Here is a 17,245-nt window from a genome sequence, read left to right as displayed (position 1 = left end):
GGGCCCTTCAGGACGCGCGGCGGACGATGGAGATGGAGCCGGGCGGGAGGGGCTGGGCGTAGCTGGCGGTCCAGGCGCTGCCCTGGATGCGTTCGAAGGACAGCAGCCGCCCGTCCGAGGCGCGGTAGTCGGCGAAGTCCAGCAGCCCCCTGTCGGGGTTGCCCGTGTCGCCCTCGCTCCTGAACGCGGCCGTGCCCCGCTCGATGGGGAAGAACTCCACGCCCTCCATGATCAGCATGCTCTTGGCCGGCACCATGCCCTGCGTCGGCACGTCGGTCCAGAGATGCACCTCAAGGTGTGGCGGGTTGCCGTCGCGCACCTCGACCGAGAGCCACTGGAAGCGCCGGGAGGCGTCCCTGAGCAGGAATTCGGTCCACTGCTGACCCTGCCAGGAGACGTACATGGCACCGAGCACCCGCGCGGGTGACCCGTGCACCTCGATCCGGTCGCCGACCCGGATCGTGCGCGGGTCGGTGTAGTCGGTGCCGGCCTGGCCCGGGGCGCTGACCGGCGCCGCCAGCGGGGTCTCGATGGGAGCGACCTCGGCCGGCGCGGTCGAGCGGCCCCTCCTGTCCTGCCGCAGGGTGGCCCAGAAGGCGCCCAGCAGCAGCAGGATGGTGGCGATGCCCAGCCCGAGAACGACCATGGAGGTCATGCTCATCGATCAGCTCGCTCCACTCGCGGTCTGCCTCGGCATAAGCCCTTATCGATTTATGCGTATCGAGCCCGCAAGGCGGGCTTTGACGGGCGATCCTACTGGAGCCGGCGCACCGCCGCACCGATCCGCTCATCAGTAGCGGTAACAGCGATGCGGATGTGCCGTCCACCTGCTGATCCGTAGAACTCTCCCGGCGCGACCAAAATGCCGATTTCGGAGAGTTTGCCTACCTGATCCCAGGCGCTCTGCCCGTTCGAGGCCCAGAGGTAGAGCCCGGCCGTCGAGTGGTCGATGCTCCACCCGGCCTTCTCCAGTGCCGGGCGCAGCAGGGCGCGGCGGGCGGAGTAGAGCTCGCGCTGCCGGTCGGCGTGCTCGTCGTCGCCGAGCGCGGCGGTCATCGCCGCCTGCACGGGCTGGGGCATGATCATGCCCGCGTGCTTGCGGGTCTCCAGCAGCCGCTTGACCAGGACGGGGTCGCCCGTCACGAACCCGGCGCGGTAGCCGGCCAGGTTGGAGCGCTTGGAGAGCGAGTGCACCGCGAGCAGCCCCTCGTGGGAGCCGCCGCAGACGTCGGGGTGCAGGATCGAGATCGGCTCCTCTTCCCAGCCGAGCTCGATGTAGCACTCGTCGGAGGCCACGACCGTGCCGCGTTCGCGGGCCCAGGCCACGACCTTGCGCAGGTGTTCGGGGGGCAGCACCCGGCCCGTGGGGTTGCCCGGGGAGTTGATCCAGATGAGGTCGACGTGCTCGGGGCCGAGCGCGAGCGTGCTGTCCGACGCCGTGCCCACCGCCCCGGCCAGCCGGGCGCCCACGTCGTAGGTGGGGTAGGCCAGCTCGGGGAAGACCACCCGCCCGGCGCCCAGGTAGGTGGGCAGCCAGGCGACGAACTCCTTGGAGCCGATCAGCGGGAGCACGTCCTGCTGGTCGACCGTGACGCCGTGCCTGCGGCTCAGCCACCCGGCGGCGGCCTCGCGCAGCGCCTTGGTGCCGTGGGTGAAGGGATAGCCGGGGCTGTCGGCCGCCCGCACGAGGGCGTCCTGGACGATCGGCGGCACGGGGTCGACCGGTGTGCCGATCGACAGGTCGACGATGCCGTCGGGGTGTGCCAGCGCGCGTGCTTTGTACGGCTCCAGCCGGTCCCAGGGGAAGTCAGGCAGCTTGTTCACGATTCTCCAGGGTGTCGCAGTGCCGTACCGGTGCGCGTGGGCACGCCGCGCGAACGGGGCGCATCCACCCGGATGCCCCCGTGCACGGACGGAGTGGCGCCAGTCCTCTAGTGCTCCTCGGCCTGCGGTGGCAGCGCCGCCACCACCGGGTGGTCCTTGTCGATCTTGCCGACCTTCGAGGCGCCACCCGGCGAGCCGAGGTCCTCGAAGAAGTCCACGTTCGCCTTGTAGAAGTCCTTCCACTGCTCGGGAAGGTCGTCCTCGTAGAAAATGGCCTCGACGGGGCACACAGGCTCACACGCGCCGCAGTCCACGCACTCGTCGGGGTGGATGTAAAGCATGCGCTCGCCCTCGTAGATGCAATCGACGGGGCATTCCTCGATGCACGCCTTGTCCAGGACGTCCACGCAAGGCTGCGCGATGACGTAGGTCACCTCGAGCTCCTTCTTCTCCGCACCATGGCATGACTCTGACCGCGGTTTGCTAGGCCCTAGTATTGCCGTGCTTGCCAGCTGGCCGAAACGGAGGGTGGCAAACTCGTGGCCGCACGCCTCGTCATCGCCATCACAAGCAAGGATATAGGGGCACGCATCACTACTCGTAGACGCGTGCCCGGCGGGTTTCGCGACGCGGTGGGAATCCTCGTGTCCTGGGCGGACGGAGTGCTCAAAGTTCGCAAAAGAGATGGCACCGTGGTGGAGATTCCCGAGGAGACACTCGTGGCCGCCAAGGTCGTTCCGGCCGCGCCTCCTCGACCTGGGCGTATGTAACAGTAAGTATTCGTTCTGTGACTGTACGTACCTGCGCCGCCGCAGCAGCCATCCTCGCCAGCGCCGGATGCGGCGCGTCGTCCACGGACTCCCGCACCTCGGAGGCCAAGAACCTGCCGCCGGTCAACGCCCAGGCGAGCTCGCTGAAGGCCGGCTTCGGCACCATGGACCGCCTCGCCGAGGCCGCCAAGCGGGAGGGCGAGCTCAACGTGATCGCCCTGCCTCGCGAATGGGCCAACTACGGCGAGATCATCGACACCTTCGCCGACAAATACGGGATCAAGGTCAACGAGCTGGAGCCCGGCGCCAGCAGCAAGCGGGAGCTGGACGCCGCCGCGCAACTCAAGCCCGACGTGTTCGACCTGACCATGGACATGGCCGTCTCCGGCGCCGACCGGTTCGCCCGGTACAAGGTGCAGGGCTGGCAGGACCTGCCCGACCACGTCAAGGACCCGTCCGGCGCCTGGTACGCCGCCTACGGCGGCTACATGTCCATCGGGTACGACCCGCGCAAGGTCAAGCCGCCGGCCTCCTTCGCGGACCTGCTCAAACCCGGCTACCAGGTCGCGCTCGACGGCGACCCGCTGCGCTCGGCGGCGGCGTTCGGGGGCGTCATGGCGGCCTCCATGCGCTCGGGGGTGCCGCAGCCGGAGCAGGGTGTGGCGCTGTTCGCCAAGCTCAAGCAGGCCGGGCAGCTCACCGACCTGGCCAAGGCCAACGTGGTCGTGGCCTGGGACCACCTGAACGCCGCCCGCAGCGCGCACCAGGCCGACGCCTGGAAGGTGACGATCCCCCGGGACTCGGCGCTCGGCGGCTATCACGTGCAGGCGATCAACAAGGCCGCCCCGCACCCGGCGGCGGCCCGGCTCTGGCAGGAGTTCCTGTTCTCCGACGAGGGCCAGAACCTGCTCCAGAAGGGCTACACCCGCCCGGCGCGCGGCGAGGCGATGCTCATGAAGGGCACGCTCGACGCCGAGCAGGCCGCGAAACTGCCCAAGGCACCCGGGCCTCCCGTGCTCATGACGATTCCGCAGGCAGACGCGGCGAAGGCGTACCTCAGGAAGGAGTGGGCCAAGAGCGTGGGATGAGTCCGAAGTGACTTGATATGTCGTAGGGACGATCAGGCTCTAAAGTGAACAGACAGCACGGCCACGGGGGCCCGACGTCTGATCGAATGTGAGCTGATCGTCTTGCGATACGACACACCGAGCTTGGAGCGGTGGAACAGTCGCGCCTACGACAGCAGTTTCGGCTACGTCTCCACGCAGGGCGCGCCGCTGGTCGACCTGCTCGACCCCCGGCCCGGCGAGCGCGTGCTCGACCTCGGCTGCGGCACCGGGGTGCTGACCGCCCAGATCGCCTTCAGGGGCGCGGACGTCCTCGGCATCGACGGCTCGGCCGCGATGATCGAGAAGGCGATCGCGCAGTACCCGGGCATGAACTTCATCGTCGGCGACGGGCACGACTTCACGGTCGTGAACCCGTACGACGCGGTCTTCTCCAACGCCGCGCTGCACTGGATGAGCCGCGATCCCGGCGCCGTGATCGCGAGCGTCCGCGAGGCTCTCACGCCTGGCGGGCGCTTCGTCGCGGAGATGGGCGGGGCCGGAAACTGTGCCGAGCTGACCACCGCGATGCTGACCGCCTGGCGCGAATACGGCCTGCGCGAACCCGAGCTGCCGTGGTACTTTCCCACGCCTGCCGAGTACGCCCGCCGCCTCGAGCAGGAGGGGTTCGTGGTCAGGTTGCTCGAATACTTCGACCGGCCGACCCCCCTGGACGAGTGCCCCGGCGGGGCCGCCGACTGGGTGCGCATGTTCGCCGGATCGGTGCTCGAAGGGCTCCCCCCGGAGATCGTTGAGCCCCTGCTCCACCGCGTCAACGAACTGGCCGCGCCCGCACTTCGCAGGGAGACTGGCTGGATGGCCGACTACGTGCGTCTACGCTTTGCCGCTGTTCGGCGTTGATGCGTCGGGCATGATGCGTAGGGCTGTTTTGCCGGACTATGGTCTGTTCCGTGGGCGGCGAGATTATGGCTGCACCGCTGCGGCGGCGTGAGGGGCTGGTGAACGGAACGGGATGAACTTCTGCCTGAGCGACCTCGTACCACCGTTGAGGTGGAGCGACGCGTCGACGATCACGCTACTCACCGGGCAGCCGGACCTGCCGGACGCATGGTGGCGCAGCCTGCCCATGCCGCTCGTCCTGACGGCGATCGGCCCCGAGTCGCTGGGCGAGCTGCTGACGGAGATCGCCCTGGAGCACTGGCCCGCGGCCGCGGTGGGCGACGTCCTGCCGGCACTGCACGTCCTTGACCCGGACGAGGCCGACGAGCCCGCCGTCGCGATCGCGCTCGACCGGGCGGGGTCGTGGGCCGGGCTGCTGGCGCTCACCAGCCGGGAGCTGGTGGACCAGCCCTTCATCCAGGCGCGGCCGGTGCTGAACACGCTGTTCTCGGCCGTCCTGGTACGTCTCGCGCACTCGCACGAGCATCCGCACGCGCACGCGCGCCCGCACGTCGCCACGCCCGTCCCGGTCACGCCGGAGGCCGCGGCGCCCGCCGTCGTTCGGGAGGCCGAGGCGCCCGCCGTCGCGCCGGCGCCGCTGGCCCACGAGCCCTTCGCGCACGAGCGGGCCGTGGAGGAGCAGGCCGTCCACGAGCGGGAACCCCAGGAGTACCCCGCGCAGGAGCCTTCCGCGCACGAGTCTCTGGCGCACGAGCCCCTCGACGAGGAGCCGGTCGCGCACGAGGCTTCCGCGCACGAGGGTCCCGCGGAGGAGCCTCTCGCGCAGGAGGCTCCCGCGGAGGAGGCTCCCGCGGAGGAGGCTCCCGCGGAGGAGGCTCCCGCGGAGGAGGCTGAGCCGGTCGCTGCGGCGCCGGAGCACGGGGGCGCGGGCGAGGAGCCCGCCTTGGAGTCCTTCGCCGTGCAGCACGCCGCTGAGGCCCCCGAGGAGCGCGACACCGCCCCGGAGGGCGAGCCGGACGAGGTCGCCGCGGCTCATGAGGACGTCCCCGCCCATGGGGACGTCCCCGCCCATGAGGAGACGCCGTCCGGCGAGGACGCGGCGCCGCACGGCGAGGTGCCGGAGGGCGCCGAGCGGGTCGTGGACGCCGATGCGGAACCGACGGCCGACGAGGCGCCCGAGCCGGAGCCCGAGCCCGTGCTGGACGCCGCCGATGAGCCCGCCCCCGAGCCGGCCGCCCAGGAGGCCGCCGAGCTCCAGGAGGCGGCGCTCCAGGAATCCGCACTCCAGGAATCCGCACTCCAGGAGGCCGCATTCCAGGAGGCCGAGGACGCGGACGAGGCCGCCGAGCGGGAGCCTGAGCACGACGAGCAGGAGCAGGAGCTGCCCGAGCTCATCGAGGCCGCGTTCGCCGGGCTCGACGACAAGAGCTGGGCCGTGGCGCAGAACCGGGTGTTCACCGACGAGCCCTCCGCCGTGGACCAGCTGGCCAAGCTCTTCGCCGTCCCCCCGGCCGAGATCGCCGCCACCGAGAACGAGCTGCGCACCCGTCTCGACCACTGGCTGGCCAGCGAGGAAGCGGCCCCGTACCGGGCGCATCTGGACGAGCTGGTCAGGACCCTCGGCCCGACGGCTCCCAAGGAGCAGCTGATCGGCGCGGCCGCCTGGCACAACGTGGAGATCCGCGCGCTGGAGGTCCCGGCCTGGCAGTTCGTGCTGGCGACCCTGGCCCCGTCCCCGCCGCCTGTCCAGCTGCCCCCGGTCCAGCTCCCGCCGCAGCCGCAACCGCAGCCGCCGGTGGAGCTGGTGCAGTCGGCGTTCGGCCCGGTGCAGTTGCCGCCGCCGCCTCCCCCGGGCCCGCCGCAGTTCCAGGCGTTCACCCCGGTCGCCCCGCCCGTCGGCGAGACCAACGGCGGGGCGCACGAGCCGGAGCAGCCGTACCAGCCGCTCAAGGACGTCTCCCAGACCAGGCGCTGCTTCCGGCAGCCCGACGGCCGATGGTGGTTGCGCATCGACGTGACGGCCGAGCAGCTGGCGGGTGGCGAGTGCGCACTGCCGACGGGGTTCGCGTCGTACCTGGGCCTGTCGCCGGGCGAGAGCAGGACGGTCAGGAGCGCCGCGGGCGAGCTGACGATGACCTGGCACGGCCGGCCGGTGCTGGAGTCCATCGAGCGCCTCCTCATGGACGTGGGCGCCAAGGAGGGCGGGCACCTGTTCCTGACGCTGTCGGACGAGGGGGTGCTGCGGGCCCGGCACCTCCCGGTCGCCGCCCAGGGAGCCGAGAAGATCACCAAGGCGCTGCGCCTGGTCGGCTACACGGCGCCGGGAGGCACCCGGGACCAGGCGGCGAGGGTGATCGCCACCAGGATCGGCATGACAGGCCCGGTCGCCCTGCCCGAACTGCTCGACAGGCTCCGCGAACGCGGGGACCGCGACCTGCTCGAACTGCTGGACTGAGCCGGTGCCGCGGCTCGCGATCGGCCCCGAGTTCCCCAGGGAGCTCAGCGCACTGGCCCAGCCGGTGCGCAGGGACACCGTGGTCGCGCTGCGCCGGTTCCTGCTGAACGTGTCCGGCGCCCCGCACCCCGAGCGGGTCAGGGGCGCCAGGGACCCGCGGGTCGCGACCCTGCGCCTGGCGGACGGGCACCGCGGGGTGGTGGTGCGGCAGCGGGACATGTACTGGTTGCGCACGGTGCTGCCGGACGCCGAGGCCTGGTCGTACGCCCGCCGCCACCGGTACGCCGTCAACCCCGCGATCGGCGTCGTCGAGGAGTGGGACGCCGCCGCCCTGGAGCGGGTGGAGCCCGCATTACGCAGGTCGGTGCGGCCCTCGCGGCTGTTCGACCCGATCTGCGACGGCGACCTGCTCGGGCTGGGCCTCGACGGGCACGCGCTGCCGCTGTTCCGGCTGATCACGACCGAGGCCGACGTCGCCGCGCTCGAACCGCTGCTCCCGCCGACCCAGTACGTCCCCCTGGCCGTGCTGGCCCGCGGCGGCACGCTGGCGGAGGCGTGGCGGGAGCTGGACGCCTGGCGCGCGTCCGACGAGGAGACCGGCCCGATCGACCCCGAGGACCTGTACGCGGCGCTGCGGCGCAGCCCGGACCGCGCGGTGTTCGTCCCCGACAAGGTGGCGCTCGACCGGGTGCTGCGGTCGCCGGACTGGTGCACGTTCCTGCACCCGCCGCAGCACCGGCTGGCCAGGGCCGCCAGGTACGAGCAGCCGGTCCTGGTCGTGGGCGGCGCGGGCACCGGCAAGACCGTCGTCGCCCTGCACCGGGCCGCCCACCTGGCCGCGCGCGGCGCCGGGCCCGTGCTGCTGGTGACGTTCTCGCAGAGCCTGGCCGAGGAGCTGTCGGCGAAGCTGGACCTGCTGATCGAGGACGAGGTCGTACGCAAGCGGGTCGAGGTGGACAACGCCGAACGCCTGGCCCTGCGGATCGTGGCCGACTCCGAGGGCCGCCGCCCGGTGCTGGTCGGCCCGGGGGCCCGCTCGCTGGCCCAGCTGACGGACGACGCGCTCCGGTTGTTGTCGATCTCGACGGGTGACCTGCTCGACGATGTGGATCCGGGGCTCAAGCCGTACCGTCACGTGGTTGTGGACGAGGCGCAGGACATCAGCCCGGCGCAGTGGCGGCTGCTGCGCGCGGCGGTGCCGCGAGCGCGCGACGACCTGTTCGTCGTCGGCGACCCGCACCAGCGCGTCACCGACACCCGGGTGGCGCTCGGCGCGGTCGGCATCCCCGCCGACCAGCACACGCTCGGGCTCTCCTACCGCCTGCCCCAGGAGCTGCTGTCCTTCGTCGTCCGCCTGCGCGGCGGCGGCCCTTCGACCGGCCTGGTCAGGGGCGCCACCGACATGTACGGCTTCAGCGCGACGCACAACGGCGAGCGGCCGGTCGTCAGGGCGTACGACACCGCGGAGGCGGAGCTGGCCGGGCTGCGCGCCACCGTCGACGCCTGGCTGGCCGACGGCGTGGCCCCCGGCGAGATGGCGGTCGGGGCCCGCAACCAGCGGCTGGTCCGCGACGCCAAGCGGGTGCTCGACGGGCTGGACGTGCGGGTGTCGACCTTCCAGCAGCTGAAGGGACTCGAGTTCGAGCGGGTGGCGCTCATCGGCGTGGCGGAGGGCGTGGTGCCCGAGCCGCCGCCGGAGGAACCGTACGCCCGGGCTCGTGCCCTGCAGCGTGAACGGAGCATACTGTTCGTCGCCTGCACCCGGGCCCGCTCGATGCTCTATATCTCCCATTCCGGAAGAGGCAGCCCGTTTCTACCCCTCTGATCACATAGTCTGAACTGCGGATATCTTCCCTTTGCCGGTTGGACCTCAATGAACCTCAGCCTGAGCGACCTCGCGCCACCCCTGCGCTGGACCCCCCCTGGTCAGATCGCGCCGATCGTGGAGGAGCCCCAGCTGCCCGAGGCCTGGTGGCAGGCGATCCCTCTCGACCGCGCGTGTGCCATCGTCGGGACGCAGACCGTGGCAGGCCGTCTGGCCGAACTGGCCGTGGCCTGCTGGGGACATCTGATGCTCGGCGACATCCTGCCGCTGCTGCGTTTCTCCGACCCCGCCGAGTCCGAGCGGACGCCGGAGAGCCTGGGCAAGGACGTGGTGCAGAAGCTGTTCAGCGGCGTGTTCGAACGGCTGCTCGAGCCCGTGCCCGAGTCCGTCCCCGCGCCGTCCCGGCCGGACCGGCCGCTGCCCGAGCTGATCGACGAGCTGTTCGGGGCATTGGACGACCGGCAGCGGGCCATCGCCCGCGACCGGCTGTACGCGACGCAGCGGGCCACGCTGGACGAGCTGGCCCAGCGGTTCTCGGTGACGCGGGAGCGGATCAGGCAGATCGAGCGCGACCTGCGCGACCACGTGGAGGCCTGGCTCGGCAAGCCCGAGGCGGCCGGCCTGGTGGCCCATGTGACGTGGCTACGCGGGCGGCTGGGCTCGGCGGTGCCGGCCGACGACCTGCAGGCCGCCGTGCCGTGGCACCGCGGCGAGCTGCGCACGCTGGGGATCCCGGCGTGGCGGTTCGTGCGTACGCTGCTGACCGGTTACGACCAGGCCGACGGGTGGCTCGTGGCGGGCGGGGCCGACGAGCTGAGGGAGAAGACCCGCCAGCTCTTCTCCGACGGGCCGCGCCCGCTCGGCGAGGCGGTGGCCATGGTGGCCCAGCTCGGCGTGCGCGAGGACGTGGCCGAGCGGTGGATCCTGGCCGTGCCGCAGCTGCGCGTGCTGGGCCAGCACGTGGTGCCGTGGCCGCGCAGCATCAACGAGAAGGCCGAGGCGGTGCTGGCGGTGGCGGGCACGCCGCTGTCGCCCGAGGAGATCCAGGAGCGCATCGGCGAGGACTACAGCCTGGTCGGCATCCGCAACCAGCTGACCGCCGACGAGCGCTTCCGCCGGGTCGACCGCAACAAGTACGGCCTGACCAGGTGGGGCGGCGACGAGTACCTGGGGATCAGGGAGATGATCGCCAGGGAGATCGAGCGGGCCGGCGGCGAGGCGTCGGTGAGCACGATCGTGACGAACCTGACCTCCCGCTACGACGTGAGCGAGAGCTCGGTCCGGGCCTACTCCGGCGGGCCCGGGTTCGAGCGCACGCAGCGGGGCTGGATCCGGGTGGCGGGCACGTCGCCGAGCGGTGAGGTGGAGCCGTACCAGCCGCGCAAGGACGTCTCGGAGACCCGGCGCAGCTTCCGCTCCCGCGACGGCCGCTGGTGGCACCGGGTGGACGTGAACGCCGAGCACCTGCGCGGCTCCGGGTCGCCGCTGCCGACGGGGTTCGCGGCGTACCTGGGGATGGCGCCCGGCGGGCAGCTCACGGCCTCCGCGCCCTCCGGCGACGTGGTGATCAGCTGGCACAACCAGCCCACCATGGGGTCGATCCGCAACGTGCTGGCGGACTACAAGGCGAACGAGGGCGACCACGTCTTCCTGACCGTGTCGGACGGCGGCGAGCTGCTGACCCGCTACCTGCCGGCCGCGCCCGTCGGGATGCCGCCCATCAACCGGGCGCTCTACCTGTTCGGCTACACCGCGCCCGTCAGCTCGGAGATCGAGGGGCTGCGGCTGATCGGCGCCAGGATCGGGCTGCCCGACACGGCCACCCGCGAGGAGATCCTCGGCAGGCTGCGCGAGCGCGGTGACCGGGACATACTCGGTTTCCTGGGCGGATGACGCCGGGCTAAGCTCGGGAGATGTTGCGGATCTACGACACGCGTGCCCGGCAGGTCGAGGAGATCGCCGCCGGGCGGGCGCTGCGGATGTACACGTGCGGGCCGACGGTCTATCGCCGCGCCCACGTGGGCAACCTGCGCACCTACCTGCTGTCCGACCTGATCAGACGGGTCCTGGAGCGACGGCGGGTGCGGGTCCTGGCCTGCCGGAACATCACCGACGTCGGCCATCTCGTCGACGACTCCTCCGACGACGAGGGCGAGGACAAGGTCCTTGCGCAGGCCAGGGCCGAGGGGCGTTCGCCGCTGGAGCTGGCGCGCTTCTACGAGGACGCCTTCACGAGCGACGCCGCCACGCTCAACCTGCGGCCGCCCGAGCACACGCCGCGGGCCAGCGAGACCGTCGACCTGATGATCGAGCTGATCGCCAAACTGATCGAGCGGGGGCACGCGTACACGGTGCCGGACGGGTCGGTGTTCTTCGACGTACGCACGTTCCCGACGTACGGCGAGATCTCCGGGAACCGCCTCGACGCCCTCAAGCCCGCCCACCGCATCGAGGCCGTCGACCCGCGCAAGCGCTTCCACGCCGACTGGGCCCTGTGGAAGCCCGGTGAGGGCGAGCTGACCTGGGAGACGCCGTGGGGGCGGGGGTTTCCCGGGTGGCACGTGGAGTGCTCGGCCATGTCGCTGCGCTTCCTCGGCCCGCGCTTCGACATCCACACCGGCGGGATCGACCTGCGCTTCCCGCACCACGAGGACGAGCGGGCCCAGTCCGACTCGGCGGCCGGGCACGAGGTGGTGCGGCACTGGGTGCACGGGGAGCACCTGCTGTTCGACGGGCGCAAGATGGCCAAGTCCACGGGGAACGTGGTGCTGCTGTCCGACGTGGCCGACGCCGGGCTCGACCCGCTGGCCGTGCGGATGGCGTTCCTGGAGCACCGCTACCGCCAGCAGCTGAACCTGACGTGGGACACGCTGCGCGCCGCCGACCGCACGGTGCGCAGGTGGCGGGCGCGGGTGGCCGAGTGGTCGGAGTCGGTCAGCGCGCCCCTGTCCCAGGCCCACGCCGAGCGGGTGGAGGCGGCCTTCGACGACGACCTGGACACCCCGGCGGCGCTGCGGATCCTGCGGGAGCTGGAGCGGGACGAGTCGGTGGCGCCCGGGGCCAAGTTCGAGACGTTCCTGCACCTCGACCAGGTGCTCGGCCTCGACCTGTCCACGGAGATCGGGAAGACGCCGGTGCTGCCGGCCGGGGCCGGGGAGCTGCTGGAGGCGCGGGCCCGGGCGCGGGAGGCGCACGACTGGGCGGCGGCGGACCGGCTGCGGGACGAGCTGGCCGAGCTGGGGGTGCGGGTGTCGGACACGCCGGAGGGTCAGACCTGGGTCTGAGCGGGACCGAGCAGTGATCGCGAACTGCCAGACTTGATGCCAGTTCGGCACAAGGAGGTGGCGGTGAGGCCCTATGCGTGGATGCCGTGGCCGTTGCGGTGGTTCGCTCGGGTGTTGACCGTCTTGGTCGCGCTGGCTCTCGTGCTGGCCGGGGTTCTCGTGTACACGGTCCGGAAGTCGTTCCCTCAGATGGACGGGTCGCTGCGGTTACCCGGGCTGACGGGGAGCGTGGAGATTTATCGTGATAAATCAGGAATTCCGCACATCTACGCCGACAGCTCGGCGGACCTGTTCATGGCGCAGGGGTTCGTCCACGCCCAGGACCGCTTCTACGAGATGGACTTCCGCCGCCACACGACCGCCGGACGCCTCTCCGAGCTGTTCGGCAAGGCCACGCTGGACAACGACAAGGCCCTGCGGACCATGGGCTGGCGCAGGGTGGCCGAGCAGGAGCTGCCCGAGCTGGCCAAGCAGACCCAGGACTACCTGAACGCGTACGCCAAGGGTGTGAACGCCTGGCTCAGCGCCAACCCGAACGCCTCCGACCGCAGCCTCGAATACTCGGTGCTGAAGCTCCAGGGCGGCGGCGGCACGCCGGAGAAGTGGACCGCGGTCGACTCCCTGGCCTGGCTGAAGGCCATGGCATGGGACCTGCGCTCCAACGTGGAGGACGAGATCGACCGCGCCCTCGCGCTGACCAAGCTGCCCAGGGAGCGGGTCGAGCAGCTCTACCCCGGCTACCCCTTCGACCGCCACCTCCCGATCGTCAACGAGGGCACTCTCGACCAGGGCCGCTTCAACCAGCGGGCCGAGCCCCGGCTTCCCGCGAACCAGGTACTCGCCCAGGCCGCCAAGACGCTGGCGGCCGTGCCGAGCACGATGAGCACCGCCGACCGCGACGGCGTCGGGTCGAACTCGTGGGTGATCTCCGGCGAGTACACCGCGGGCGGCAAGCCGCTCCTGGCCAACGACCCGCACCTGTCGGCGCAGATGCCGTCCGTCTGGTACCAGGCGGGGCTGCACTGCCGGAAGGTCACGGAGGAGTGCCCGTACGACGTGACCGGGTTCACCTTCTCCGGGGTGCCCGGGGTGATCATCGGGCACACGGACAAGATCGCGTGGGGGTTCACGAACCTGGGGCCCGACGTGGCCGACCTCTTCCTGGAGCAGGTGGAGGGGGACACGTACCTGTACAGGGGCGAGCGGATCCCGCTGGAGACCCGGCAGGAGCAGATCAAGGTGGCGGGCGGCGCCCCGGTCACGATCACGGTCAAGAGCACGCGGCACGGGCCGCTGGTCAACGAGGTGATCGGCAGCGTACGACCCAGCGGCGAGGCCAACGCGGTGGCGCTGCAGTGGACGGCGCTGACGCCCGGCCGGACGGCCGACGCCATCTTCGCGCTGAACCGGGCGGGCGACTGGGGGGAGTTCAAGGCCGCCGCGGCGCTGTTCGAGGTCCCCTCGCAGAACCTCATCTACGCGGACACAAGCGGCAAGATCGGCTACCAGGCTCCCGGGCGCATCCCCGTACGGGTGAACGGCGACGGTACCTTCCCGGTCCCCGGCTGGACGGGCGAGTACGACTGGCGGACCGCGCCCATCCCGTACGACCAGCTCCCCTCCGTCGAGGATCCGGCCGACGGCTTCATCGTCACGGCGAACAACGCCGTCATCGACCCGAACCGCTACCGGCCCCTGCTGACCAAGGACTGGTCGTACGGCTACCGCTCCGAGCGCATCCGCACCCTCGTCAAGGAAGCCATCAAGAAGGGCCCGATCGACGCGGCCGCGATGTCGCGGATCCAGCAGGACACCTACAACGGGTTCGCGGAGACGCTGGTCCCGGCCCTGATGCGGGTCGACCTGGCGGGTCCCGCCGGGCAGGCCAGGCAGCTGCTGAAGACGTGGGACCGGCGGCAGGACCTGGGCTCGGCCGCGGCGGCGTACTTCAACGCCGTCTGGCGCCAGGTGCTCGTGCTGACGTTCAACGACGACCTGCCGGAGTCGGCCCGGCCCACGGGCGGGGACCGCTGGTACGAGGTCGTCAGGCGGCTGCTGGAGGCCCCGGAGGACCCGTTCTGGGACGACGTCACCACCGCGAACCTCAAGGAGACCCGCGACGACATCCTGCGCCAGGCGATGGCCTCGGCGCACCAGGAGGTCGCCGACCTGCTGGGCGAGGACGTCAAGGCGTGGCGCTGGGGTGACCTGCACCGGTTGGAGCTGGTCAACGGCTCGCTCGGGACCTCGGGCATCGAGCCGGTCGAGGCGCTGTTCAACCGGGGGCCGCTCTCGGTGCCCGGTGGCAAGGACGCCGTGAACGCCACGGGTTGGAACGTTCAGACCGGCTACGAGATCACCGCCGTGCCGTCGATGCGCATGATCGTCGATCTCGGGGACCTGGACAAGTCGCGGTGGATCAACCTGACGGGCGCCTCTGGGCATGCCTTCCACGCCAACTACTGGGACCAGGCGGAGGTCTGGGCCAGGGGCGAGCTGCTGCCCATGTACTCGAAGGAGGAGTCGGTCAAGAAGGCGGCGGTGCACACGCTCAGGCTGGCCCCCTGACCGTACGACCGGGGTCACCGCCCGCCTTCAGGCTGTCTGCCTGCGGGTACGACCCGGGGTCGGTGCTCGGGCTCAGGCCGGTGCTCCTCAACCTACGACCAGAGTTGTAGTCGCGATCCAGACCCTCGTCCGACGCGCCCGCCGCGGCCCGGCTGCCAGCATGGCGCCATGAATCGCCTCTGGTATGCCGTCGGAGTCCTGCTGGTGCTCGCGGGCCTCGTTCACCTGGGCGTGTTCGTCGTGGACGGCGGGCCGTGGGAGGGCGCGGTGTCGTGGCGCAAGCCGTTCACGTTCGGCGTCTCGTTCGGGCTGAGCGTGCTGACGCTGACCTGGGTCGCCGGCTTCGTCCGGGTGCGCGCCCGCGCGTGGCTGGTGGGCGCGTTCGCGGTGGCCTCGACGGTGGAGGTGGCGCTGATCTCCCTCCAGGCATGGCGGGGCGTGCCATCGCACTTCAACATGGAGACCGCCTTCGACACAGCCGTCGCGAGGGGCCTGGCGGCGGGCGGCGGCGTCCTCATCGCCATCGCCGTCACCATGACCATCGCCGCCTTCCGCCCCAACCCCACCGCCAATCCCGCCTTCCGCCCCAACCCCGGCCGCTGGTCCGACAGTCGACTCGACGCCCGGTCCGAGCCCGGCCTGGGCCTCGTGCCGAGCATGCGATCGGCCGTGCGGGCGGGTTTCGCCACCCTCCTCGTCGCCGTGACCTTCGGGGGCATCATGATCGCGCGGGGAGTGGTGGAGGTCATGACAGGCCACCAGCGGCTCGCGTACACGGTGGCCGTGGCGCTGAAGCCCGCGCACGCGGTCTTCATGCACGGCGTCCTGCTCCTACCCGCCCTGGCCTGGCTCCTGGCCCACACGTCGCTCTCAGAGCCCCAGCGGCTGCGGATGGTGCGGCTGGCGACGTGGACCTACGTGACCTCAGCCACGGCCGTCTCGGCCCTCGCCGTGGCCGGCCTCACCCCCGTGTCCGCGTCCACCGCCTCGGTCCTCTGCGCCGGCGCCATTTCGGGCCTGGCCATCGCCACCCTCGTCCTGGGCCGGATCCAGCCCGCTGGTCAGCGATCGCTCCTCGGCCGCCGCCACCACACCGGCTGCCGGGGATAGCCGCCGTCATCCAGACCCGCGAGTCGCTCGAAGACGTTGTACGAAGCCTGATGGCCACAGACGATCACCGAGGCGAGCATGGCCGCCAGATAGAGCGGCAACATGGGCAGCCCGACGCACCACGCCCACTGCGTGGCGTGTCGCCCCTCATGGCGGATGAGCTGCTCGTCCAGCGAGTCTCTCCTGGTCAGGACGACGTTCCCGACCGTGAACGCCCCCGCGACGGGGAAGCGGTAGCGGTAGCCGAAGGCCAGGACGAGCCCGTTCGGACCGGGCTGCCTGGTCGCGCCACCGACGATCGCGATCAGCAAACCGAGCGGCGTCGAAAGATTGATGTAGTTCGCCGCACGCCGGAACCAGAAGCGCCTGTCCATGCGTCTCAGTCTTGACCAATCTTGACAAGTCGGAATAATGATCCCCGTCCTGAAATCTCCCACAAGAGCAGGATTATGAGATTCTCCATCCTGGGCGCGCTGCTCGGCACCGTTGCACTGGCAGGAGCCGGCGGAGTCGCGATCACCCAGACGTCAGCGACCGATCCCCTACGATTCACTGACACTCCTCTCAACGCGCGAGTGGCGTTAGCCGGCGACCCGACCACGTCGCCGCCCCCCACGACGTCGCCGTCCCCGACCGAGACCCCCACGCCGACGGCGAGCCCCACGAACGGGGAGTACACCGCCGAGACGCGGGTGGTCAAGAGAAGAGGCGTTTCCTATCTGAACGTCTCTGTCACCTACGAGGGAGCGGCCCTCTTCAACGTCAAGCAGAGGGTGTGCAAGAAGAGATCGTGCAAGACCGCGAGCGTGGAGCTCACGGTGCTCGGTGGCGAAGCAAGCACGACGGCCCGGCTGGGCTGGGGCACGTACAAGAAGAGAGGGCAGGCCGCCGCCGCCATGGCGCCCCTGCCGACCGTCACCGTACGAGAGACGGTCACGGTGACCGAACCAGGTCCCACGGTCACCGTCACTGAGCCCGGCCCGACGGTCACGGAGACGTTCACCTGTCAGCCCTTCGTGGAGCCGACGGACACCCTCCCGCCGTCCGAAGAACCCACCGGCACCGTGTCGCCGACCGAAACCGTTTCCCCGACTGTCTCCCCGACCGAGAGCGTGACACCCACCGTCACGGAGACCCCGACGCCCACGCCGACGGGCACCGTGACCGACACCCCGACGGAAACCCCGACCGACACCCCCACCGACCCTCCGACGGACACCGTGTCGCCCACGGTGACCCCCACGGAGATCCCCACCTGTCCGCCACCGTCCGAGGAGCCTCCCACGGAACTTCCCACGGAGACCCCGACGCCGACGGACACGAGCGTGCCGACCGAGACCCCGACGACCACACCGTCGGAAACGGTCACCCCTCCCGCGCAGTAAGCCCGGGACACGGCAGCTGATCGGGCCAGGCCAGGCGCCTGGCCCGATCCACGCCTG

The 17,245-nt window shown here is 71.2% G+C and carries 14 protein-coding genes; 10 read left to right on the top strand and 4 right to left on the bottom strand.

What is annotated here, in order from left to right; translation table 11 throughout:
* Nucleotides 1-7 precede the first annotated feature (7 nt).
* The 3 genes from ACTWPW_RS15225 to fdxA form a co-directional block, all read right to left on the bottom strand.
* Nucleotides 8-661 (bottom strand): DUF4178 domain-containing protein, encoded by a 654-nt coding sequence (locus ACTWPW_RS15225; RefSeq protein WP_443169065.1) that lies wholly within the window; start codon nucleotides 659-661, stop codon nucleotides 8-10.
* Between the two features lie 92 nt (nucleotides 662-753).
* Nucleotides 754-1,824 carry a succinyldiaminopimelate transaminase gene (dapC, locus tag ACTWPW_RS15220; RefSeq protein WP_443169064.1) on the bottom strand — a complete coding sequence of 357 codons (1,071 nt, stop codon included), beginning with the start codon at nucleotides 1,822-1,824 and terminating at the stop codon, nucleotides 754-756.
* Between the two features lie 107 nt (nucleotides 1,825-1,931).
* Nucleotides 1,932-2,258 carry a ferredoxin gene (gene fdxA, locus ACTWPW_RS15215; protein WP_354905819.1) on the bottom strand — a complete coding sequence of 109 codons (327 nt, stop codon included), beginning with the start codon at nucleotides 2,256-2,258 and terminating at the stop codon, nucleotides 1,932-1,934.
* Nucleotides 2,259-2,363: 105 nt separating this feature from the next.
* On the opposite strand from fdxA, the gene ACTWPW_RS15210 reads away from it, so the two are divergent.
* The 9 genes from ACTWPW_RS15210 to ACTWPW_RS15170 all read left to right on the top strand — a co-directional run bounded on the left by ACTWPW_RS15210 (nucleotide 2,364) and on the right by ACTWPW_RS15170 (nucleotide 15,803).
* Nucleotides 2,364-2,594, top strand: a complete 231-nt coding sequence (locus ACTWPW_RS15210) for a putative acetyltransferase (RefSeq protein WP_443169063.1) — start codon at nucleotides 2,364-2,366, stop codon at nucleotides 2,592-2,594.
* Nucleotides 2,595-2,611: 17 nt separating this feature from the next.
* Entirely contained in the window at nucleotides 2,612-3,682 is a 1,071-nt protein-coding gene (locus ACTWPW_RS15205; protein ID WP_375113416.1) for an ABC transporter substrate-binding protein, read from the top strand.
* A gap of 102 nt (nucleotides 3,683-3,784) precedes the next feature.
* Nucleotides 3,785-4,561, top strand: a complete 777-nt coding sequence (locus ACTWPW_RS15200; RefSeq protein WP_364118743.1) for a class I SAM-dependent methyltransferase — start codon at nucleotides 3,785-3,787, stop codon at nucleotides 4,559-4,561.
* Between the two features lie 112 nt (nucleotides 4,562-4,673).
* Entirely contained in the window at nucleotides 4,674-7,016 is a 2,343-nt protein-coding gene (locus ACTWPW_RS15195) for a hypothetical protein (RefSeq protein WP_443169062.1), read from the top strand.
* Between the two features lie 4 nt (nucleotides 7,017-7,020).
* Nucleotides 7,021-8,841 (top strand): UvrD-helicase domain-containing protein, encoded by a 1,821-nt coding sequence (locus ACTWPW_RS15190; RefSeq protein ID WP_443169061.1) that lies wholly within the window; start codon nucleotides 7,021-7,023, stop codon nucleotides 8,839-8,841.
* Between the two features lie 48 nt (nucleotides 8,842-8,889).
* Nucleotides 8,890-10,734, top strand: a complete 1,845-nt coding sequence (locus ACTWPW_RS15185) for a sigma factor-like helix-turn-helix DNA-binding protein (protein WP_375113413.1) — start codon at nucleotides 8,890-8,892, stop codon at nucleotides 10,732-10,734.
* Nucleotides 10,735-10,754: 20 nt separating this feature from the next.
* Nucleotides 10,755-12,125 carry a cysteine--tRNA ligase gene (gene cysS / locus ACTWPW_RS15180; protein ID WP_443169060.1) on the top strand — a complete coding sequence of 457 codons (1,371 nt, stop codon included), beginning with the start codon at nucleotides 10,755-10,757 and terminating at the stop codon, nucleotides 12,123-12,125.
* An 81-nt stretch (nucleotides 12,126-12,206) separates the two neighbouring features.
* Nucleotides 12,207-14,693: a penicillin acylase family protein gene (locus ACTWPW_RS15175; protein WP_375113509.1), complete on the top strand. Its 2,487-nt coding sequence runs from the start codon at nucleotides 12,207-12,209 to the stop codon at nucleotides 14,691-14,693.
* A 168-nt stretch (nucleotides 14,694-14,861) separates the two neighbouring features.
* Nucleotides 14,862-15,803 carry a hypothetical protein gene (locus ACTWPW_RS15170; protein ID WP_443169059.1) on the top strand — a complete coding sequence of 314 codons (942 nt, stop codon included), beginning with the start codon at nucleotides 14,862-14,864 and terminating at the stop codon, nucleotides 15,801-15,803.
* Here the strand turns inward: ACTWPW_RS15170 and ACTWPW_RS15165 are convergent.
* Nucleotides 15,755-16,177 carry a hypothetical protein gene (locus tag ACTWPW_RS15165; protein WP_375113410.1) on the bottom strand — a complete coding sequence of 141 codons (423 nt, stop codon included), beginning with the start codon at nucleotides 16,175-16,177 and terminating at the stop codon, nucleotides 15,755-15,757. The genes ACTWPW_RS15170 and ACTWPW_RS15165 overlap by 49 nt on opposite strands.
* 75 nt (nucleotides 16,178-16,252) lie before the next feature.
* On the opposite strand from ACTWPW_RS15165, the gene ACTWPW_RS15160 reads away from it, so the two are divergent.
* Nucleotides 16,253-17,188, top strand: coding sequence for a hypothetical protein (locus ACTWPW_RS15160; RefSeq protein WP_443169058.1), 936 nt, complete (start codon nucleotides 16,253-16,255; stop codon nucleotides 17,186-17,188).
* Nucleotides 17,189-17,245 lie beyond the last annotated feature (57 nt).

The organism is Nonomuraea sp. KM90, from assembly GCF_052246675.1.
Classification (GTDB): Bacteria; Actinomycetota; Actinomycetes; order Streptosporangiales; family Streptosporangiaceae; genus Nonomuraea.
This window is presented reverse-complemented; position numbering and strand designations above follow the sequence as displayed.